The sequence below is a fragment of the Lysobacter sp. K5869 genome (genome assembly GCF_018847975.1).
Taxonomy (GTDB): Bacteria; Pseudomonadota; Gammaproteobacteria; order Xanthomonadales; family Xanthomonadaceae; genus Lysobacter.
On record NZ_CP072597.1, the window covers coordinates 2010459 to 2028021 of the forward strand.

The window sequence follows — 17563 nt, forward strand, 5'->3', positions numbered from 1 at the left end:
ATCGATGCCGACCCACGCGCGCGGCGCCGCGCCCGCCACCTTGTCCGCGCGCGCGCTCAACCGCGCCTTGCTGGCGCGGCAATCGCTGCTCGAACGCAGCGCGCAATCGCCGGTGGAGATGGTCGAGCGCTTGGTCGGAGTGCAGGCGCAGGCGCCGAATCCGCCGTATCTGGGGCTGTGGACGCGCTTGCAGCGGTTCGCGCTGGACGATCTGACCGCGGACTTGCGCGAACGCCGCATCGTCCGCGCGACCATGATGCGCGGCACCTTGCATCTGGTCAGCGCCGGCGACTATCGCGCGCTGCGTCCGGTGCTGCAGCCGGTGCTGCGGCGTTTGTCGCTCGCCAGCGGCCACGCCAAGGCCTTGCGAGGTTTGGAACTCGAATCGCTGCGGCGCGCCGGCTTCGATGCCTTGCGCGCCGCGCCGCTCAGCGCCACCGCCTTGGGCGAGGCGCTGCGCGCGCATTGGCCCGAACGCGACTGCGGCGAACTCGCGCTGCTGGTGCGCAACACCGAAGCGCTGGTGCACGTGCCGCCGGCCGGGCAATGGGATTGGCACAAGCCGGCGACCTTCGCCACGGCGCTGGATTGGCTCGGCGAGGCGGTGGCCGATCAAGCCCCGCAGAGCGCCGAGGACGCGATGGCGCTGCGTTATCTCGGCGCGTTCGGTCCCGCCAGCGCGCGCGATCTGGCCGCGTGGTCGGGCTTGTCCGCGCCGGCCGAGCGCTTGCAGCGGCTGCGGCCGAAGCTGCGCGTGTTCCGCGACGAAGACGGCGCGGAACTGTTCGACCTGCCCGACGCGCCGCGGCCGCCGCCGGAACTGCCGGCGCCGGCGCGCTTGCTGCCGGAGTTCGACAACGTATTGCTCGCGCACGCGCGGCGCGAGCGCATCCTCGACGAATCCGTGCGCGCGGCGGTCTACACCCGCAACGGCCTGGTCGCCGCGACCGTGCTGGTGGACGGCTTCGTCGCCGGCACCTGGAAGCTGCAGCGCGACGCGCGCTCGGCGACGCTGACCATTTCGCCGTTCCGCCGCCTCGCTGCGGCCGATCGAGCCGAGTTGGAAACGCAGGCGGCCGATTGCCTGCGCGTCGCGGCGGGGGATCGCGAGCGGCGTGAGGTGCGCTTCGCGCGGGTGCAGCGGCCGGTCTAGCTTCGGGACGATGCGCTTGTGCTGGGCGGTGTGCGGGTTCGGCAAGAGCCAGAAACGAGTGAAGAGGAACGAGGAACGAGTCGAGCACTCGTTCCTCGTTCCTCTTCACTCGTTTCTGGCCCGCAACAGATCTGGCTCCGCAACAGACCGCAAACGCAGCACGTACCAGCGCGTCGCACCGCCGTTTCGTAAAGGTTGTGTTGCATTCAGCCAATCGCGACGAACGAAGCGCTAACGATTTGCCGCCGCGGGTCACGTTTTGCCGTGCCGCGTCGCCGCGATCCGTGCGGCGCCTAACGCCTGCGCGCGGCGCAGTGGTTAAGCCAACGTAGCTTTAACTCTTGCGCGCGGTGATCGGTTCAGAACCGCATCGGCAAGGTTGGCCCCGTGCTTCGCAGCACCTCACGCCATGCGATCCGCCGACGACGAGGCGGCGGTCGCGAACCACGGCCCACTTATTCGAGGAGTACCGACGAATGAACATCAAGTCCCGCAAGCCGCTGATCGCCGCTCTGGCCCTGACCGCCGCGCTGTCCGCGCCGATGGCGTTCGCTCAGTCGGCCTCCGAGCAGGCGCCTCCGGGCGGCGATGCCGCCGCGCCGGCCGCCGCCGCCCAGGATCCGGCCGCGACCGCTGCGCCGGCGCCGAGCGCGCCGAAGAAGAGCTGGGCCGACGTCGACACCGACAAGAGCGGCAACCTCAGCAAGGGCGAGGCCGCGGCCGTGCCGGCGCTGAGTCAGGTGTTCGAGCAGGCCGACACCGACGCCAACGGCCAGCTGACGCCGGACGAGTACAAGAATTACGTCGCCAAGGCCCAGTCGGGCGGCGGCGCCGCCAGCGGCAAGAGCGGCGGCAAGTAAGCGAAAGTCAGGGCGGCCGGGGGTGCCCGGCCGTCCCCTTGGGGTGCAGGAGTTCCTGCGTTGTGCGAAGGGCGGCTTCGGCCGCCCTTCTTTTTTGTGCGCGGCCGCGGGTTCGGTCCGAAGGCGCCGCCGCTGTGCGTGCTGTGGCGAAACCGCCCGCGCGTCCGCGCCGGCCGTCGGCGCGGCGCAAATGCGGGATAATCGGCGCATGAGCGCACCCCTCCGCATGGTCGGCTTCGACGCCGACGACACCCTCTGGCGCAGCCAGGATTATTTCGATGAGGCCCAGCTCGATTTCGAGCGGATCGTCGGCCAGTACGTCGATCTCGGCGACGCGCGCCTGCACGAACGCCTGTACGAGATCGAGAAGAACAACATCGGCGTGTTCGGCTACGGCGTCAAAGGCATGACCTTGTCGATGATCGAGGCGGCGGTGGCGATCACCGGCCAGCGCATCAGCGCCAGCGACCTGCACCGCATCGTCGAGCTCGGCAAAGACTTGCTGCGGCATCCGGTGGAAATGCTGCCGGGGATTCCCGAAGCGGTGGCGGCGATCGCCGCGGATTTCGAAATCGTGCTGATCACCAAGGGCGACCTGTTCCACCAGGAAGCCAAGGTCAAACAGTGCGGCCTCGCCGACCTGTTCCGCCGCATCGAGATCGTCAGCGAGAAGGATGCGGGCACCTACGCCCGCCTGCTGCGCGAATTCGGTCTGCCGGCCGCGCAGTTCGCGATGATCGGCAACTCGCTGCGTTCGGACATCGCGCCGGTGCTGGAACTGGGCGGGTGGGGCATCCACGTCCCGTACCACACCACCTGGGCGCACGAGAACGAAGCCGAGGTGGCCGCCGACGCGCCGCGCCTGCGCCGGGTCGAGCGCGCCGCCGATCTGCCGCAAGCGGTGCGCGAACTGGCGCGCGCGGCCGCGGCCTGAACCCGCGGCCACGGTCGGCGCAACCGCGCCTGAGCGGCCGTGAAGGCGACGCGAACGGTTAAAAACCGGTTCACCGAGGGCGCGGCAAAGTCACATCGCCCGCCGACGATGCGGGCATCCCCCAGGAGACCGCCATGACCGCTCTTACCCGCTGGCTCGCCCCCGTCGCTCTCGCCGCCGGTCTCGGCGCGGCGGCCGTCGCGCTGCCGGCCCCCGCCCGCGCCGACGATCTGACCCGCGTGATCGTCGATATCGCCGACGTCATCGTGCGCAACAACACCCCGTACTGGCGTTACGGCAACTACGGCTACGACGACCGCCTGGTCGTGGTCCGCGACCGTTGGGGCCGCCCGACCTACTACCGCAACGTCCCGCGCTACGCCGATTACCGCTACCGCCCGGCGCCGCGCTACTACGCGAACGACCGCCGTTACTACGATCGCGACTGCAACCGCAGCGGCCGTTGCCGGACCACCTATTACGACGCCCGCTACGACCGCCGTTACGACAATCGTTGGGACAACCGCTGGGACAACCGCCACTACGACCGCGGCCGCCACAACGGCCACTGGCGCGGCCGCGGCGACCGCGACGACGATTGAGTCGCGCTCGCCATCGGGCGGCGATCGCGCCGCGGCACGACCCACCACGACGGCGCCTTTGGGCGCCGTCGTCGTTTGCCGGCGATAGCGCCGGTCCGCGCCCCGCCCGCCGCGCGGCGGCAAGCGCAAGCCCGGAGTGATAGCCTGCCTTCCCCCGCGGCGCCGCCGGCGTCCGCGTTCCGTCCGCCCGAGGCCCGCCCATGTCCCACGCTTCCGCCCACGCTCCCGCTTCCCGCCGCCTGCGCGGCGCCGCGCTCGCCGCCGCGCTGTTGGCCGCGTTCGCGCTGCCGGGGACGGCCGCGGCGCGCGACACCCTCACCTGCAAGCTGCGCTTCACCATGTCGGGCTGGTCGGTGTTCTACAAGACGTCCTCCGGCTCGGGCACGGTCAGCTGCAGCAACGGCCAGAGCTTCGGGGTGAAGATCCGCGCCAAGGGCGGCGGCCTCACCGTCGGCAAGTCGCGCATCGATCACGGCACCGGCGAGTTCTCCGGCGTGCACAGCATCTCCGACGTGCTCGGCAGCTACGCCACCGCCGAGGCCCACGCCGGCGCGGCGCGTTCGAGCAAGGCCCAGGTGATGACCAAGGGCGAAGTGTCGCTGGCGCTGGCCGGCACCGGCCAGGGCTGGGACCTGGGCGTGGCGTTCGGCAAGTTCACCCTCTCGCGCTGACTGGATCGCTAACGCGCGGTGGCTGCCGGCTGAATCGGCGCCGCGCCGCGCGTTGATCCGCGCGCGGCGGGCCCGACTTAGGCAAGGTGCCTGGACGGATCGAGCGTCCACGCCGACCGCCAGCGCAGCCGCGACGACGACGCGAGGAGCCCGCCATGCCGCACCATCCGCTGAAACGAAAATTCTTCGCGCTGACCGCGTCGCTGGCGGCGCTGCTGGGCACGCCGCTGCACGCGCAGGACCTGCCGCAGGGTTGGGAACCGCGCAGCGGCGACGGCTGGGTGGACGTGTGGCTGGGCGACATCAACCGCTACGGCGCGCGTTATCGCGAGCCCTTCGTCGACGAGATGGTCCGCTACTACGGCGCGCCGCGCGAACTGGTCGGCGAACTGCTCGACCGCCGCCGCTGGACGCCGGGCGATGTCTATTACGCCTGCGCGCTGGCCCAAGTGCTGGGCCGTCCGTGCCGCTACGTGGTGGACGAGTGGGACCGCGACCACGCCGAAGGCTGGGGCGCGGTGGCGCAGCGGCTCGGGGTCAAGCCGGGCTCGGCCGATTTCCACAAGCTCAAGCGCGGTTTCGTGCCGACCTACGACCGCTGGGGCCGGCCGATCCTGATCGACAGCGAGCTGCGCCGCGATTTCCCCAACCGGCCGTTCCGCGACGTGGAAACGCCGGCGCCGGCGAAAGCGAAGGACGCCAAGGGCGGCGACAAGGCCAAGCTCGGCAAGGGCGCGGCCGGCAAGAGTCCGCCGGGCAAACCGGCGGCCAAGGACAAGCCCGGCAAGGGCCAGGGCAAGGGATGAGCGAAACGGCGGCCGAGGGCCGCCGTTTTCGTTGGTGCGCACGGCGGGCGCGCGGCCGCGGCCCGCGGCTATGATCGGAGCATGAACGATTCTTCCGTCGCCGCCGATTCCGTCCGCATCGTCGAGTACCACCCGCGCTGGCGCGACGATTTCGCCCGCCTCAACATCGAATGGCTGGAGCGCTGGTTCGCGGTCGAGCCCATCGACCGCGAAGTGCTCGGCGACCCGGAAACCCATTTGCTCGCCGGCGGCGGCCGCATCCTGTTCGCGGTCGACGCCGACGACCGCGCCTTGGGCACGGTGGCGCTGCTGCCGTACGCAGACGGCAGCGTGGAGTTGACCAAGATGGCGGTGGCGCCGGAACTGCGCGGCGGCGGCATCGGCCGGCGCTTGATGCGTGGCGCCATCGACGCGTTCGCGCAGATGGGCGGGCGCGAGCTGTTCCTGGAATCCAGCACGAAACTGGCGCCGGCCTTGAAGTTGTACGAGAGCGTCGGCTTCCGCCACCACCCGGCGCCGCGACCGGGTTCGCATTACCAACGCGCCGACGTCTACATGATTTGGGAACCCGAACGCGGCGAATAACCGCACGAAGCTCGTGTAGGAGCGGCGTGAGCCGCGACCGCGAATTTCGGCCTGCAGCGCGAGCCCGAAGCCCTGCGGTCGCGGCTTACGCCGCTCCTACAGGGAGCCATCGCGGCTTGCGTTCAAACCGCGGCTTCTTCGCCCTGCCGCAACTGCAAATCCCACATCTGCGCGTACACCCCGTCCAACGCCAGCAACTGCGCATGCGTGCCGCGTTCGAGAATGCGCCCGGCGTCCATGACCAAGATCTGATCCGCATCCATCACCGTCGACAAGCGATGCGCGATCACCAGCGTGGTGCGCCCCACCGCGAGGCGGTCGAGTTCGTCCTGGATCGCGCGCTCGGACTTGGAATCCAGCGCCGAGGTCGCCTCGTCGAAAATCAGAATCGAAGGATTCTTGAGCAGCGCGCGGGCGATGGCCACGCGCTGCTTTTCGCCGCCCGACAGCTTCAGGCCGCGCTCGCCGACCGGCGTGTCGTAACCGTCGGGCAAGCCGACGATGAAATCGTGGATGTGCGCCGCGCGCGCCGCCGCTTCGACTTCGGCCTCGCCGGCGTCGGGCCGGCCGTAGCGGATGTTGTAGCCGATGGTGTCGTTGAACAGCACCGTGTCCTGCGGAACGATGCCGATCGCGCCGCGCAGCGAGGACTGCGCGAGCGAGCGCAGATCGGTGCCGTCGATTTCGATCGCGCCGGCGTCCACGTCGTAGAAGCGGTACAGCAAGCGCGCCAAGGTCGATTTGCCCGAGCCGGAATGGCCGACCACGGCGACGGTGGCGCCGGCGGCGATCTCGAAGTCGACGCCGCGCAGGATCTCGCGGCGCGGGTCGTAGCCGAAGCGCACGTCGCGGAAGCGCACCGACGGCCGCGCCGAGGCCAGGGCCGTCGCGCCGCTCGCGTCCTGCACGTCCTGGCGCTCGTCGAGCAGGCCGAACAAGCGCTCCATGTTGGTCAGCGCCTGCTTCACTTCGCGGTACATCATGCCGAGCATGAACAACGGCGCCGACAGCTGCAGCAGATAGGCGTTGACCAACACCAGATCGCCGACGGTCATGCGGCCTTCGACCACGCCCTTGGCGGCCAGCCACATCATCGCGGTCACGCCCAGCGCCACCACCAGGCTCTGGCCGAGGTTGAGCACGGCGAGCGTCTTGATCGACATCACCTGCGCGTTTTCCAAATGGCGCAAGTTGTCGTCGTAACGGCGCGCTTCGTGTTCTTCGTTGTTGAAGTATTTGACCGTCTCGTAGTTGAGCAGCGAATCCACCGCGCGCTCGTTGGCGCGGGTGTCGGCCTCGACCGAGGCGCGGTAATAGCGCGTGCGCCATTCGGTCACCGCCACCGTCCACAGGCCGTAGAGCAGCAGCGTGCCGATGGCGACCGCGGCGAAGCGCCAGTCGAACATCCACACCAGCACCGCGGTCACCAGCGCCACTTCGATCAGCACCGGGACGATGGTGTAGAGGGTCCAGTCGAGCAGGTCGGAAATCGCGCTGCCGCCGCGTTCGACATCGCGGGCGACGCCGCCGGTGCGGCGGGCGAGGTGGAAGCGCAGGCTCAGCCCGTGCAGGTGGCGGAACACTTGCAGGGTGACCTGGCGCGAGGTGCGCGCCATGACGCGGGCGAACACCACTTGGCGCAGTTCGGTGAACAACGTCACGCCGACGCGCGAGGCGCCGTAGGCCAGCAGCAGGCCGACCGGCAGCAACAACGGCGTGACCGGCACGTTGAGCTGGTCGATCAACTGCTTGAGCGCCATCGGCACAAACAGGTTCAACAGCTTGGCCGCCAGTACCATCAGCAAGGCGAGGACGATGCGGCCGACATAGGGACGCAGATACGGCAGCAGCGAGGCGATCACCGACCATTCGCCGCGGCGGCCTTCGGCGCGGGCGAGCGGCACGGCGCCGTCGCCGGCGTCGCCGTCGGCGAGGGGTTCGGTGGGGGGCGTGGCGGTCATGCGGTTCCGGGGTCGGGCGGCGGAGTGCGAGCATAGGACCTCCAGTGCGCTTGGGGTCAAGCCGCCAGACCGCGCGCTCGAAAACGTCGCGGCCGGCGTGGCATCCTGGGCGTCCCGCCGCGCGTCCGGCCGGGCGCCCGCGAGCGTCCGCGCGAGCCGCCGCGCGCCCACGCAAGGAGCCCGCAGGCATGAACGCCCCGACACGTCCGTCCGAACCCGCGCTGCCGCGCCGCTTCGCCTCCGTCCTCGCCGCCGCCGCGCTGTGCGCCGCCGCGTTCGCGCCGCCGCTGGCCGCGCAGGGCTACCGGCCGGCGTATCCGCCGCAGCGCCCCGCGGGCGCGACCACCGCGGGCGCGCCGGCGCCGGTGCTGCGCGCCTGCTTCCTGCTCGCCGACCTGGGCGGCAGCGAACTGCGCCGCCAGCCGGCGACCGGCTGCGACCGCCGGGTCGCGCCGGCGGCGACCTTCGAGATCCCCGCTGCGCTGGCCGCGCTGGACGCCTCGGTCGTGCGCAGCAACGACAGTTCCTTCGGCGGCCAGACCGTCGACCGCGCGCTGGCCTATTCCTCGCCCGAGTACTTCCGCGACGTCGACCACCAGATGGGCTCGGTGCGCATGGGCGAATACCTCAACCGCTACGGCTTCGGCAACGCCGACACCCGCAGCGGCGGCGAATACTGGAACGGCGGCTCGCTGCAGATTTCGCCGAACGAACAAATGCGCTTCCTGCAGCGCTTCTTCGCCGGCGAACTGCCGGTCTCGCGTCAGGCCGCGCTGAGCGTGCGCGCCGGGCTCGAGCAGCCGATGGGCCTGCTGACCTCGCCCAGCGGCGCGGTGTTGACCGGGCAGATGCGCAGCGGCGTGCCCAACCTCAGCAAGGGCGGCGCGATCGCCGCCGGCAACGAAGCGGTGCGCTGGCAGATCGGGCTGATCACGCGCGGCACCCGCAACTACGTGTTCGTCAGCTGCGTGACCGGTCCGCTGAGCCTGCCGGAGGGCGCGGCCGCGGTGCTGGCGACCAAGGAACTGCGCGACGCCGGCATTCTGTAAGCGCCGTCGCGGCGCGCGCGCTCACTGCGGCGCGCGCACCCGCTCCCAATCCAGGCCGAAGCGCGCCAGATACTTGCGCAGGCGGTCGGCGTCGTTGCTGCTGGCCTTGCTCGCGCGCGAGACCGCGAACAGCTCGCGCCCGGCTTGCGACAGGTTCTTGCTGCGCCGGCATACGGCCAGCACGTCTTCCAGTTGCACGCGGTCGAAGCGGTCGAGCGCGGCCGCCCCGGCATCGCCGAGCACCTCGACCAGCAGCGACGGCGCATGTGCGCCATGCCACTGCGCGCGCAGCCGGCCGATCTCCTCCTCGACCAGATCGGTGCGGATGCGGCCGCCGTCGGCCAGCGTGGCCAAGCGCATCACCGAAGCGCCGAGATCGCGGAAATTGCCGCTCCAGCGCGCCTCGCCGCTGAGCGCGAAACTCAGGTAGCGCGTGCGCGCCTCGCGGCTGAAGGTCACCCGCTGGTGGTTTTCGCGCGAGTGCCGCTCCAGCTCGAACTCCAGGTTCGGCTCGATGTCTTCCGCGCGCTCGGCCAGACCGGGCAGGCGGTACGTCCACAGATTCAGACGCGCGAGCAAGTCCTCGCGGAAGCGGCCTTCCAGCACGCTGACCTGCAAGTCGCGGTTGGTGCCGGCGATCAGCTGGAAATCGCTCTCGACTTCCTTGTCGCCGCCGACCGGCAAGAAGCGCTTCTCTTCCAGCGCGCGCAGCAGCATGGCTTGTTCGTCCAAGCCCAGTTCGCCGATTTCGTCGAGAAACAGCAGGCCTTGGTGCGCCGAGCGCAGCAGGCCGGCGCGGTCGGCGGCGGCGCCGGTGTAGGCGCCCTTGATATGGCCGAACAGCGTGCTCATCGCGCCGTCGCCGCGCAGGGTCGCGCAGTTGACCTCGACGAAGCGGCCGGGCAGCTGGTGCTTTTGTTTTTTCAGATCGAACACGCGCCGCGCGAGCTGGCTCTTGCCGGCGCCGGTCGGGCCCATCAGCAGCATCGGCGACTTCGAGCGCGTGGCCACGGTTTCGATCTGTTCGATCATGCGGTTGAACGCGGGGTTGCGCGTGGCGATGCCGCTCTTGAGCAGGTCGCGGTCGTGCAGGCTCTGCTCGGCGAAGCGCTGGGCGATGCGGTCGTAGCGCGACAGGTCGAGATCGATGACCGCGTAGCTGCCGGGCGAGCGGCCGTCCTGCTTGCGCGGCGGCGCGGTCTGCAGCAGCCGGCCGGGGAATAGGCGGCTTTCGGCGAGCAGGAACCAGCAGATCTGGGTGACGTGGGTGCCGGTGGTGATGTGGACGTAGTAGTCCTCCTCGTCCGGGCGGAAGTCGTAGCCGCGGACGAAGTCGTCGAGTACGCCGTAGACGCCTTCGAAGTCCCAGGGATCGCTGAGGTAGACGTCGTGGCGGCGGATGTCGGTTTCCGGCGAGACCTGGGCGAGGTCGGCCACGACTTGCCCGGCGAGCCGGGCGAAGCGGCGCTCGTCGGCGAGCAGCTCCATGCGGTCGAGCAGGAAGTCCTCGTGCATGCCCAGCGAGACGGTCGGGCGCCATTTCTCCCAGCGGCCGGCGCCGGAGGCGGCGTCGAGCTGGGTGCCGAGCATGCCGATGACGACCTGGCGCTTCATGGAGATATCCGATCAGATAAATTCTTATCCTGAAGTATAGAAATATGTCGTCCGGAAAGGCGAGCCCGAAACGCTGTTTCGGAATAAATATTTTTAAAATCAATATCTTGAGTTGTGGTCGGAAAAGTTGGCACGGGGGTTGCTCTAGTCCAGGCAAGTCCAGAACAAAGGAATGCCCCGATGGCCAACACTTCGCTCTTCGCCTCCTTGCGCGGCCGCCTGGCCCCGAAGGCCGCTGTCCGCAACGAAGCCGGCGGCGCGGCCTACGCGCGCCGTCCCGAGTCGGCGCTGGCGCTGTACGCGGCCACCGGTTGTTTGAACGGCACCTACTACGCCGGCGCCGACGAGCAGCTCGACCACGTGCTGCAGCTGTGCGCGGCGGTGGATCCGGCCTTCGTCGCCAAGACCGCGGTCTATGCCCGCGAGCGCGGCCACATGAAGGACATGCCGGTGCTGTTGCTGGCCAGCCTGAGCCTGCGCGACGGCGAGACGATGGAGCGCGCGTTCGCCCGCGTGGTCGACAACGGCCGGATGCTGCGCAACTTCGTGCAGATCCTGCGCAGCGGCCGGGTCGGCCGCAAGTCGCTGGGTTCGCGGCCGAAGCGCTTGGTGCGGCAGTGGATCGACAACGCCAGCGTCGAGCAGTTGCTGGCGGCGGCGATCGGCAACGATCCCTCGCTGGCGGACGTGATCAAGATGGTCCGGCCGAAGCCGGCCGACGCCCAGCGCGCCGCGCTGTACGCGTGGCTGATCGGCAAGCCGTTCGACGAGGCCGCGTTGCCGGCGCTGGTGCGCGAGTACGAGGCGTTCAAGCGCGAACGTACCGGCGCGCTGCCGAAGCTGCCGTTCCAGTACTTCGCTTCGTTACCGCTGGATGCGGCGCAGTGGGGCGAACTGGCGGGCAACGTGTCGTGGCAGACGCAGCGGATGAACCTCAACACCTTCCAGCGTCACGGGGTGTTCGAGGACCCGCAGCGGGTGGCCGAGGTCGCGGCGCGTTTGCGCGACGAGCGCGCCATCGCCAAGGCGCGGGCGTTCCCGTACCAGTTGATGAGCGCGTACAACGCCGGCGACGGATTGCCGGCGCCGATCCTGGAGGCCTTGCAGGATGCGATGGAGATCGCGACCCGGCAGGTGCCGAAGCTGGAGGGCGAGGTGGTGGTGGCGGTGGACGTGTCGGGTTCGATGGGCTCGCCGATCACCGGTTACCGCAAGGGCGCGACCAGCAAGGTGCGTTGCGTGGACGTGGCGGCGTTGATCGCCGCGTGCATCCAGCGCAACCATCCGGGCGCGCGGGTGCTGCCGTTCGACACCTCGGTGCGTTCGCTGCGCCTGAACCCGCGCGACAGCGTCATGACCCAGGCCGGTCAGCTTGCCGCGTTGTGCGGCGGCGGCACCTCGGTCAGCGCGCCGTTCGCGCAGTTGAACCGGGAGAAGGCGGCGGTCGATCTGATCGTATTGGTGTCGGACAACGAGAGTTGGCGCGACACCCGCCAGGGCGGCGCGACCGCGACCATGCGCGAGTGGGCGCAGATCAAGGCGCGCAACCCGCGCGCCCGGTTGATCTGCATCGACCTGCAACCGGTGGCGACCGCGCAGACGGTGGAGTCGGCCGACGTGCTGCATGTCGGCGGCTTCAGCGATGCGGTGTTCGACCTGATCGCGGTGTTCGCGGCCCAAGGCGGCGACAGCGCGCGTTGGGCCGAGCGGATCGGTTCGATTCCGCTGTAGTGCAACAAGGCGGCGACACGGAACGTCGCCGCCGCGGCGCAAGGACGCGCCGCGACGCGGATGCACGGAAGCATCCGCGCGGCGGGCCAGGACGGCCCGCCGGCCGCACGCGCCAGGGAGGCGCGAGGCGGCGCAGGGAAGACGCCGGCGGGCGATAGGGCCCGCCGGCCCAGGTTGGAAGGCCGATGCATCGCGAATGCTTGGCGGAACTACACCACTGATAATGGTCCAGGTCGCGGGTTCGAGTCCCGCCCGCCGCGAGGCGGTAGCTCAGTCGGATAGAGCGGGAACCGTTCCGTCACCACTGGTCTCGATGCTTCGGTTTTTTTGAATTTGCTACGCGGACGTCCGGCGAATGCCGATGAAACTACATTCAACTTGCAAGGCGTGGGTTCGAATCCCACCCGTCGACAGACGGATGCTCGGCCCGGTTAGAGCACAGGTTCGTTTCATCTCCCTCGTCGCAGGACGGCCGCACCCCACAACGCGTCGCGAGACGAATGCCAGGCGGAACTACAACCTGTCACGTTATCCGTTCCGCCGGATTGTCTAGTCCCTCGCTACGCGTTTTCTTATCGGCAACATCCGCGGCCCGGCGCATGCGCCGACCGCGAACGCCGCAACGCATCATTCTTTTCATCGACCGAACCGGTCGCGGGCACGAAGCCCGACCCGCAGGAGCCCCGCCATGAATACCAACGAAAACACCCGCTACGACGTCATCCACGAGAAAGGCTCGGTCCCGATCAAGCTATGGACCCGCGGCGTGCCGCTGGAAGACGAAGCGCGCCGTCAGTTGCAGAACATCGCCAAGCTGCCGTTCGTGCACCGTTGGATCGCGGTGATGCCCGACGTGCACCTGGGCAAGGGCGCGACCGTGGGCTCGGTGGTGCCGACTCTCGGCGCGATCGTGCCGGCGGCGGTCGGCGTGGACATCGGCTGCGGCATGATCGCGGTGCGCACCACGCTGACGGCGAGCGACTTGCCCGACCAGCTCGGCCCGCTGCGCGCGGCGATCGAGCAGGCGGTGCCGCACGGCCGCACGGTCGGCCGCGGCGTGCGCGACAAGGGCGCGTGGGCGAACCCGCCGGCGGCGTCGCTGCAGGCGTGGGAGCGCTTGCACGAAGGGTTCGACCGCATCGTCGCCAAGCATCCCAAGCTCGAGCGCAGCAACCACTTGAGCCACTTGGGTACCTTGGGCACCGGCAATCACTTCGTCGAGGTCTGCCTGGACGAGGAGCAGCGCGTGTGGTTCATGCTGCACTCGGGTTCGCGCGGCGTCGGCAATGCGATCGGCAGCCACTTCATCGAGTTGGCGAAGCAGGACATGCGCCGCTGGATGATCAATCTGCCGGACCAGGATCTCGCGTACTTGCCGGAAGGCAGTGAAAACTACGCGGACTACGTGTTCGCGGTGGATTGGGCGCAGAAGTTCGCACGCGACAACCGCGAGATCATGATGCGGCACGTCGTCGACGCGGCGCGCAAGATCATCGACAAGCCGTTCGAGGCGCAGGCCGAGGCGGTCAACTGCCATCACAACTACGTCAACCGCGAGCATCACTTCGGTAAGGACGTGCTGGTGACGCGCAAGGGCGCGGTGAGCGCGCGCAAGGGCGAGCTGGGCATCATCCCGGGCAGCATGGGCGCGAAGAGCTTCATCGTGCGCGGCCTCGGCAATGCCGACAGCTTCCATAGCTGCAGCCACGGCGCGGGCCGGGTGATGAGCCGCACCGAGGCGAAGAAGCGCATCAGCCTGGAAGAGCACGTTCGCGCGACCGCGCATGTGGAATGCCGCAAGGACGCGGACGTGGTCGACGAATCGCCGGCGGCGTACAAGCCGATCGACGCGGTCATGGCGGCGCAGAGCGACTTGGTCGAGATCGTGCATACCTTGCGTCAAGTCGTCTGCGTGAAGGGTTGAGGGCCATGGCCGAGCGTGCGAGCGGATCGCTGGAAACGACGTGGCGCCCGAGTTCGGCGGCGCCCGGCCAAGGACTGCGCGGCGGGCGGCATGGGCCGCCCGCCGCGATAAAACAACAAAAGGAAACAGCGCGGCCGGCTCCCTCCGGCCGCGCCAGAAGAACCATGGACAAGAAAATGGAAATGATCGAAATCAGCGGCGTGGAGGGCGGCGGCCAGCTGCTGCGCACGGCGCTGGCGCTGAGCCTGTGCACCGGCACCGCGTTCGAGATGCAGCACATCCGCGCCAAGCGCAAGCGCCCCGGTTTGATGCGCCAGCATCTGACCGCGGTCGGCGCCGCCGCGCAGATCGGCCGGGCTTACGTCGAAGGCGCGCAGCTCGGCGCGACCACGCTGCGCTTCGTCCCCGGGCAAGTGCAGCCGGGCCGCTACCGTTTCTCCATCGGCACCGCCGGTTCGGCGTCGCTGGTGTTGCAGACGGTGCTGCCGGCGTTGTGGTCGTGCGCGGCGCCGTCGGAAGTGACCGTCGAAGGCGGCACCCACAACCCGCTCGCGCCGAGCGCCGACTTCCTGGCCGAGTGCTATCTGCCGGCGCTGCGCCGCTTCGGCGTGGACACCGCGTTCGCGCTGCAGCGTCACGGCTTCTACCCGGCCGGCGGCGGCAGCGTGCAGCTGCGGGTGGCGCCGGGCGCGGCCTTGCGCGAGGCGGTGTTCGACCGTCGCGATCCCGCGCCGAAGTTGGAGGCGACCGCGTTGCTGGCTTCGCTGCCCGATCTGATCGGCCAGCGCGAGCTGCAGGTCTTGGCCGATCAGTTCAAGCTCGGGCCCGGCGCGCTGCATTTGCGCCGCGCGCCGACCGCGCAGAGCCAGGCCAACGTGCTGATGCTGCGGGTGAGCGGCGAAGGCCAGCACACCGAGTTGTTCGACGCGCTCGGCGAGCGCGGCGTCGGCGCCGAACAGGTCGCCGCCGGTTTGGCGCGGCGCGTCTCGGAGTATCTGAACTCGGAGGCCGCGGTGAGCGAGCACCTGTCCGACCAACTGTTGCTGCCGATGGCCTTGGCCGGCGGCGGCGAATTCACCACCGCGTTCGTCAGCGAGCATCTGTCCAGCAATGCGCGCCTGATCGAGAAATTCTTGCCGGTGGAGATCGATTGGACCCAGCAGAGCAAGCGTTGCTGGCGGGTGACGGTGCGCTCGTGACGGATCGCCTCGAAACGCGGAAAAACGAAGGCCGCGCGGCCCACGCCGCGCGGCCTTTTTCTTGCGCGGGTCGCTGCGCGCGCCGCCTCAGTAATTGGCCGGATTGGAACTGAAGGTCACCGGCACGGTGACGCTCACGCAGCCGCCCACCGGCAACGTCACGCCGGTCACGCTGATCGCGGTGCCGCCGGCCGCGCCGCCGCTGGCGGGGCAGGTGCCGGGCGTGGTGCCGCTGCCGGCGCAACTCCACGGGCCGCTGAGGGTCGCGCCGGCGGGCAAGTTGTCGGAGATGGTGGCGCCGCTGGCCGCGTCGGGGCCGTTCTGATTGCAGGCGGTCAGCACGTAGCTGGCGCCGTTGCCGGGCGTGTAGGTGGCGCTGCTGTCGCTCTTGCTGATGCGCAGGCTCACCGACGGCCGCACCACCGGCGTGCTGGTCGGAGTGGAGTCGGGGCAGGGCGCGGCCAACGTGCAGTTCGGGTCGCCGCCGCCGGCCACGCGCGCGGTGTTGATCACCGGCCCGGTGGCGTTGAAGTCGATGTTGACCGCGAAGCCGAAGGTGGAACTGCCGGCGGCGGCGATCGCGGCGTTGCTCTGGCAGGTCAGCACGTTCGAGGCGGCGGTGCAGGCCCAGTTGGCGGCGTTGGCGCCGCTCAGCGCGACCGCGCCGTTGGGCACGGTCAGGCCGGCCGGCAGCGCGTCGGTGACGGTGATCTGGCCGACCGTGGCGATGTTGCCGGCGTTGGCCACCGCGATGTTGTAGGTGCCGGTGCCGCCGGCGGTGAAGCTGGCCGGCGTCGCGGTCTTGTCCACCGACAAGGTCACGCAATCCACCGCGAAGGTCGCGCTGGCGCTGTCGTTGTTCGGGTTGATGTCGCCGAAGCGGTCGGTGCCGGAGAACGCGACGGTGGCGGTATTGGCGACGTTGCCGTTGCAGGTGGCGTTGCTGGCGACCGTGCCGGTCACGGTGAAGGTGAGGGTGCCGCCGGGCAGCATCGAGTAGCCGCCGGTCACCGCGATGTTGCCCGTGCCGCTGGCGGCGGGGCAGGTCGAGCCGGCGCTGGCCGCGCAGGTCCAGCTCGCGCCGGTGACTTGCGCCGGGAAGGTGTCGGTGATGTCGGCCGCGTCGGTGCCGGGAATGGTCGGCGCCTGATTGCCGGCGACGACCGGATTGATGTCGTTGTTGCTGACCACCAGGGTGTAGGTCACCGTCGCGCCGCGGCGGATGCGCGGCGCAGAAACGGTCTTGGCGATGCCCACGTCGGCCGGCACCGACGCCAGCACGTTGCGGATTTCGTGGATGTTGTTGAGGCCGCCGGTGGACGCGGCGTAGCCCATGCGCAGATTGGCCGGCGCGGTGTAGTTGAAGTTGACGTTGTTGAGCAGCACCGCCGGGGTCGAGCCGGTCGGGCCTTGCGAGACGGTGACGGTGTAGCCCGGCTGCGGCGTGTTCGGGATCAGCGCGACCATCAGGTGATTGCTGGTCGGGCGGGTCGTGGCGCCGGGCGAATCGATGCCGCCGGCGACCGCGCCGCTGGCCAGCCAGCGGTTGCTGTCGCTGGTCGGGCCGCGCAGCACCACCCGGTCTTGCTGGCTGCCGGGGCTGCTGCTGTTGGCCGGACAGCCGCCGGTGACGCCGGGCAGCGAGCCGGAAAAGTTGCCGAATTCGTCCAGGCCGATGCCCAGATACGCGCCGTTGCCGCCGCAGTACCCCAGGCTGCCGCCCGGCTGAGCGCCGGCCATGGTGCCGGTGGCGTCGTAGAGGAAGAAGGTGGTGCCGTCGGCGCCGTTGCCGCCCCAATTGACGTAATCGAACTCGACCGTGACGCCCTGCGAGGACGGGAACGAGCCGCCGGTGTAGAGCGCCAGGCCCTGTTGGTTGTTGAGCGCCGTGCTCAGACGCAGCCAGCCGCTGCCGTTGGCGTCGTTGACGTTGTTCGGGATCGCGCCGTAGCCGCCGGTGAGGATGCCGCTGTCGTTGGTGCCGGCGTTGTTGGTGCCGGTGATGGTCCAGCCGGCCTCGGTGTTGTTGCGGAACGTCGAGGAGACCTTGAACTGCGCCTGCGCGGCGGGCGCGCACAGCAGCGCGAACGCCGCGGCCAAGGGCAGGACGAAGCGCAGGGCAGCGTTGCGCGAGCGGTGTGTGAGTGTGTGCATAGCGTACCGGCGTGAAGGCCGACGTCCCCCATGGGCGCGTCCGGGCGCTGCATGAAGCTCTCTTTTGCGGGATGAAGAACGCGTAAAAAGGGCTCTTTTCGGATAAACGCGCTCGGCTTAGAAGGATTCATCGCAATTTTTCGGCGATGAAAAGCACGTCTGCGGCGCGCGCTGCCGCCGGCCGCGCTGAGCCTCTGGCTGGGCCGTGAGGCGGCGCGGCAGCTGCGCCGAGCGGCCCGGACCCGCGAAAAACCGCGTTGCGAGGGCCGGTCCGCACCGCCGCCAGCGCCCCTCGGGCCCCGGCTCCGCCGTCCGCGCCG

14 protein-coding genes are annotated in these 17563 nt (G+C 69.6%); 11 read left to right on the forward strand and 3 right to left on the reverse strand.

Translation table 11 applies throughout. The features are described 5' to 3' along the window. The first annotated feature begins 4 nt into the window (after window positions 1-4). The 7 genes from J5226_RS08640 (at window position 5) to J5226_RS08670 (ending at window position 5611) form a co-directional block, all read left to right on the forward strand. Window positions 5-1153 (forward strand): winged helix DNA-binding domain-containing protein, encoded by a 1149-nt coding sequence (locus J5226_RS08640; protein WP_215839518.1) that lies wholly within the window; start codon window positions 5-7, stop codon window positions 1151-1153. Between the two features lie 476 nt (window positions 1154-1629). Then, window positions 1630-2013, forward strand: a complete 384-nt coding sequence (locus tag J5226_RS08645) for an EF-hand domain-containing protein (RefSeq protein ID WP_215839519.1) — start codon at window positions 1630-1632, stop codon at window positions 2011-2013. A gap of 208 nt (window positions 2014-2221) precedes the next feature. Further along, complete coding sequence (locus J5226_RS08650; protein WP_255323033.1) at window positions 2222-2947, forward strand: HAD family hydrolase; 726 nt, start codon at window positions 2222-2224, stop codon at window positions 2945-2947. A 134-nt stretch (window positions 2948-3081) separates the two neighbouring features. Next, window positions 3082-3549: a hypothetical protein gene (locus J5226_RS08655; protein ID WP_215839520.1), complete on the forward strand. Its 468-nt coding sequence runs from the start codon at window positions 3082-3084 to the stop codon at window positions 3547-3549. A 200-nt stretch (window positions 3550-3749) separates the two neighbouring features. Continuing rightward, window positions 3750-4220 carry a hypothetical protein gene (locus tag J5226_RS08660; protein ID WP_215839521.1) on the forward strand — a complete coding sequence of 157 codons (471 nt, stop codon included), beginning with the start codon at window positions 3750-3752 and terminating at the stop codon, window positions 4218-4220. A gap of 155 nt (window positions 4221-4375) precedes the next feature. After that, window positions 4376-5026: a hypothetical protein gene (locus tag J5226_RS08665; protein ID WP_215839522.1), complete on the forward strand. Its 651-nt coding sequence runs from the start codon at window positions 4376-4378 to the stop codon at window positions 5024-5026. Between the two features lie 81 nt (window positions 5027-5107). Continuing rightward, window positions 5108-5611: a GNAT family N-acetyltransferase gene (locus J5226_RS08670; protein WP_215839523.1), complete on the forward strand. Its 504-nt coding sequence runs from the start codon at window positions 5108-5110 to the stop codon at window positions 5609-5611. Between the two features lie 122 nt (window positions 5612-5733). On the opposite strand, the gene J5226_RS08675 is transcribed toward J5226_RS08670, so the two are convergent. After that, on the reverse strand, window positions 5734-7572 hold the full coding sequence (locus tag J5226_RS08675) for an ABC transporter ATP-binding protein/permease (RefSeq protein ID WP_215839524.1): 1839 nt from the start codon (window positions 7570-7572) through the stop codon (window positions 5734-5736). Between the two features lie 188 nt (window positions 7573-7760). On the opposite strand from J5226_RS08675, the gene J5226_RS08680 reads away from it, so the two are divergent. Next, window positions 7761-8621 (forward strand): penicillin-binding transpeptidase domain-containing protein, encoded by an 861-nt coding sequence (locus J5226_RS08680; protein ID WP_215839525.1) that lies wholly within the window; start codon window positions 7761-7763, stop codon window positions 8619-8621. Window positions 8622-8642: 21 nt separating this feature from the next. On the opposite strand, the gene rtcR is transcribed toward J5226_RS08680, so the two are convergent. Beyond that, complete coding sequence (rtcR, locus tag J5226_RS08685) at window positions 8643-10235, reverse strand: RNA repair transcriptional activator RtcR (RefSeq protein ID WP_215839526.1); 1593 nt, start codon at window positions 10233-10235, stop codon at window positions 8643-8645. 180 nt (window positions 10236-10415) lie between these two features. Here rtcR and J5226_RS08690 point away from each other — a divergent pair, with 180 nt between their 5' ends. The 3 genes from J5226_RS08690 to rtcA all read left to right on the forward strand — a co-directional run bounded on the left by J5226_RS08690 (window position 10416) and on the right by rtcA (window position 15089). Continuing rightward, window positions 10416-11966: an RNA-binding protein gene (locus tag J5226_RS08690; protein WP_215839527.1), complete on the forward strand. Its 1551-nt coding sequence runs from the start codon at window positions 10416-10418 to the stop codon at window positions 11964-11966. A gap of 688 nt (window positions 11967-12654) precedes the next feature. Then, window positions 12655-13890, forward strand: a complete 1236-nt coding sequence (locus J5226_RS08695) for an RtcB family protein (protein WP_215839528.1) — start codon at window positions 12655-12657, stop codon at window positions 13888-13890. 164 nt (window positions 13891-14054) lie between these two features. Next, a complete protein-coding gene (rtcA, locus tag J5226_RS08700) occupies window positions 14055-15089 on the forward strand; it encodes an RNA 3'-terminal phosphate cyclase (RefSeq protein ID WP_255323034.1) in 1035 nt (344 codons plus the stop codon). A gap of 87 nt (window positions 15090-15176) precedes the next feature. Here the strand turns inward: rtcA and J5226_RS08705 are convergent, their stop codons facing one another. Next, the gene (locus J5226_RS08705) at window positions 15177-17243 is read right to left on the reverse strand and encodes a DUF11 domain-containing protein (RefSeq protein WP_215839529.1); all 2067 of its coding nucleotides are present in this window, start codon (window positions 17241-17243) and stop codon (window positions 15177-15179) included. Window positions 17244-17563 lie beyond the last annotated feature (320 nt).

Coding starts and splice junctions, on each gene's coding strand:
- J5226_RS08640 (WP_215839518.1), top strand. CDS start 5: ATGCCGACCCACGCGCGCGGCGCCGCGCCCGCCACCTTGTCCGCGCGC.
- J5226_RS08645 (WP_215839519.1), top strand. CDS start 1,630: ATGAACATCAAGTCCCGCAAGCCGCTGATCGCCGCTCTGGCCCTGACC.
- J5226_RS08650 (WP_255323033.1), top strand. CDS start 2,222: ATGAGCGCACCCCTCCGCATGGTCGGCTTCGACGCCGACGACACCCTC.
- J5226_RS08655 (WP_215839520.1), top strand. CDS start 3,082: ATGACCGCTCTTACCCGCTGGCTCGCCCCCGTCGCTCTCGCCGCCGGT.
- J5226_RS08660 (WP_215839521.1), top strand. CDS start 3,750: ATGTCCCACGCTTCCGCCCACGCTCCCGCTTCCCGCCGCCTGCGCGGC.
- J5226_RS08665 (WP_215839522.1), top strand. CDS start 4,376: ATGCCGCACCATCCGCTGAAACGAAAATTCTTCGCGCTGACCGCGTCG.
- J5226_RS08670 (WP_215839523.1), top strand. CDS start 5,108: ATGAACGATTCTTCCGTCGCCGCCGATTCCGTCCGCATCGTCGAGTAC.
- J5226_RS08675 (WP_215839524.1), bottom strand. CDS start 7,572: ATGACCGCCACGCCCCCCACCGAACCCCTCGCCGACGGCGACGCCGGC.
- J5226_RS08680 (WP_215839525.1), top strand. CDS start 7,761: ATGAACGCCCCGACACGTCCGTCCGAACCCGCGCTGCCGCGCCGCTTC.
- rtcR (WP_215839526.1), bottom strand. CDS start 10,235: ATGAAGCGCCAGGTCGTCATCGGCATGCTCGGCACCCAGCTCGACGCC.
- J5226_RS08690 (WP_215839527.1), top strand. CDS start 10,416: ATGGCCAACACTTCGCTCTTCGCCTCCTTGCGCGGCCGCCTGGCCCCG.
- J5226_RS08695 (WP_215839528.1), top strand. CDS start 12,655: ATGAATACCAACGAAAACACCCGCTACGACGTCATCCACGAGAAAGGC.
- rtcA (WP_255323034.1), top strand. CDS start 14,055: ATGGACAAGAAAATGGAAATGATCGAAATCAGCGGCGTGGAGGGCGGC.
- J5226_RS08705 (WP_215839529.1), bottom strand. CDS start 17,243: ATGCACACACTCACACACCGCTCGCGCAACGCTGCCCTGCGCTTCGTC.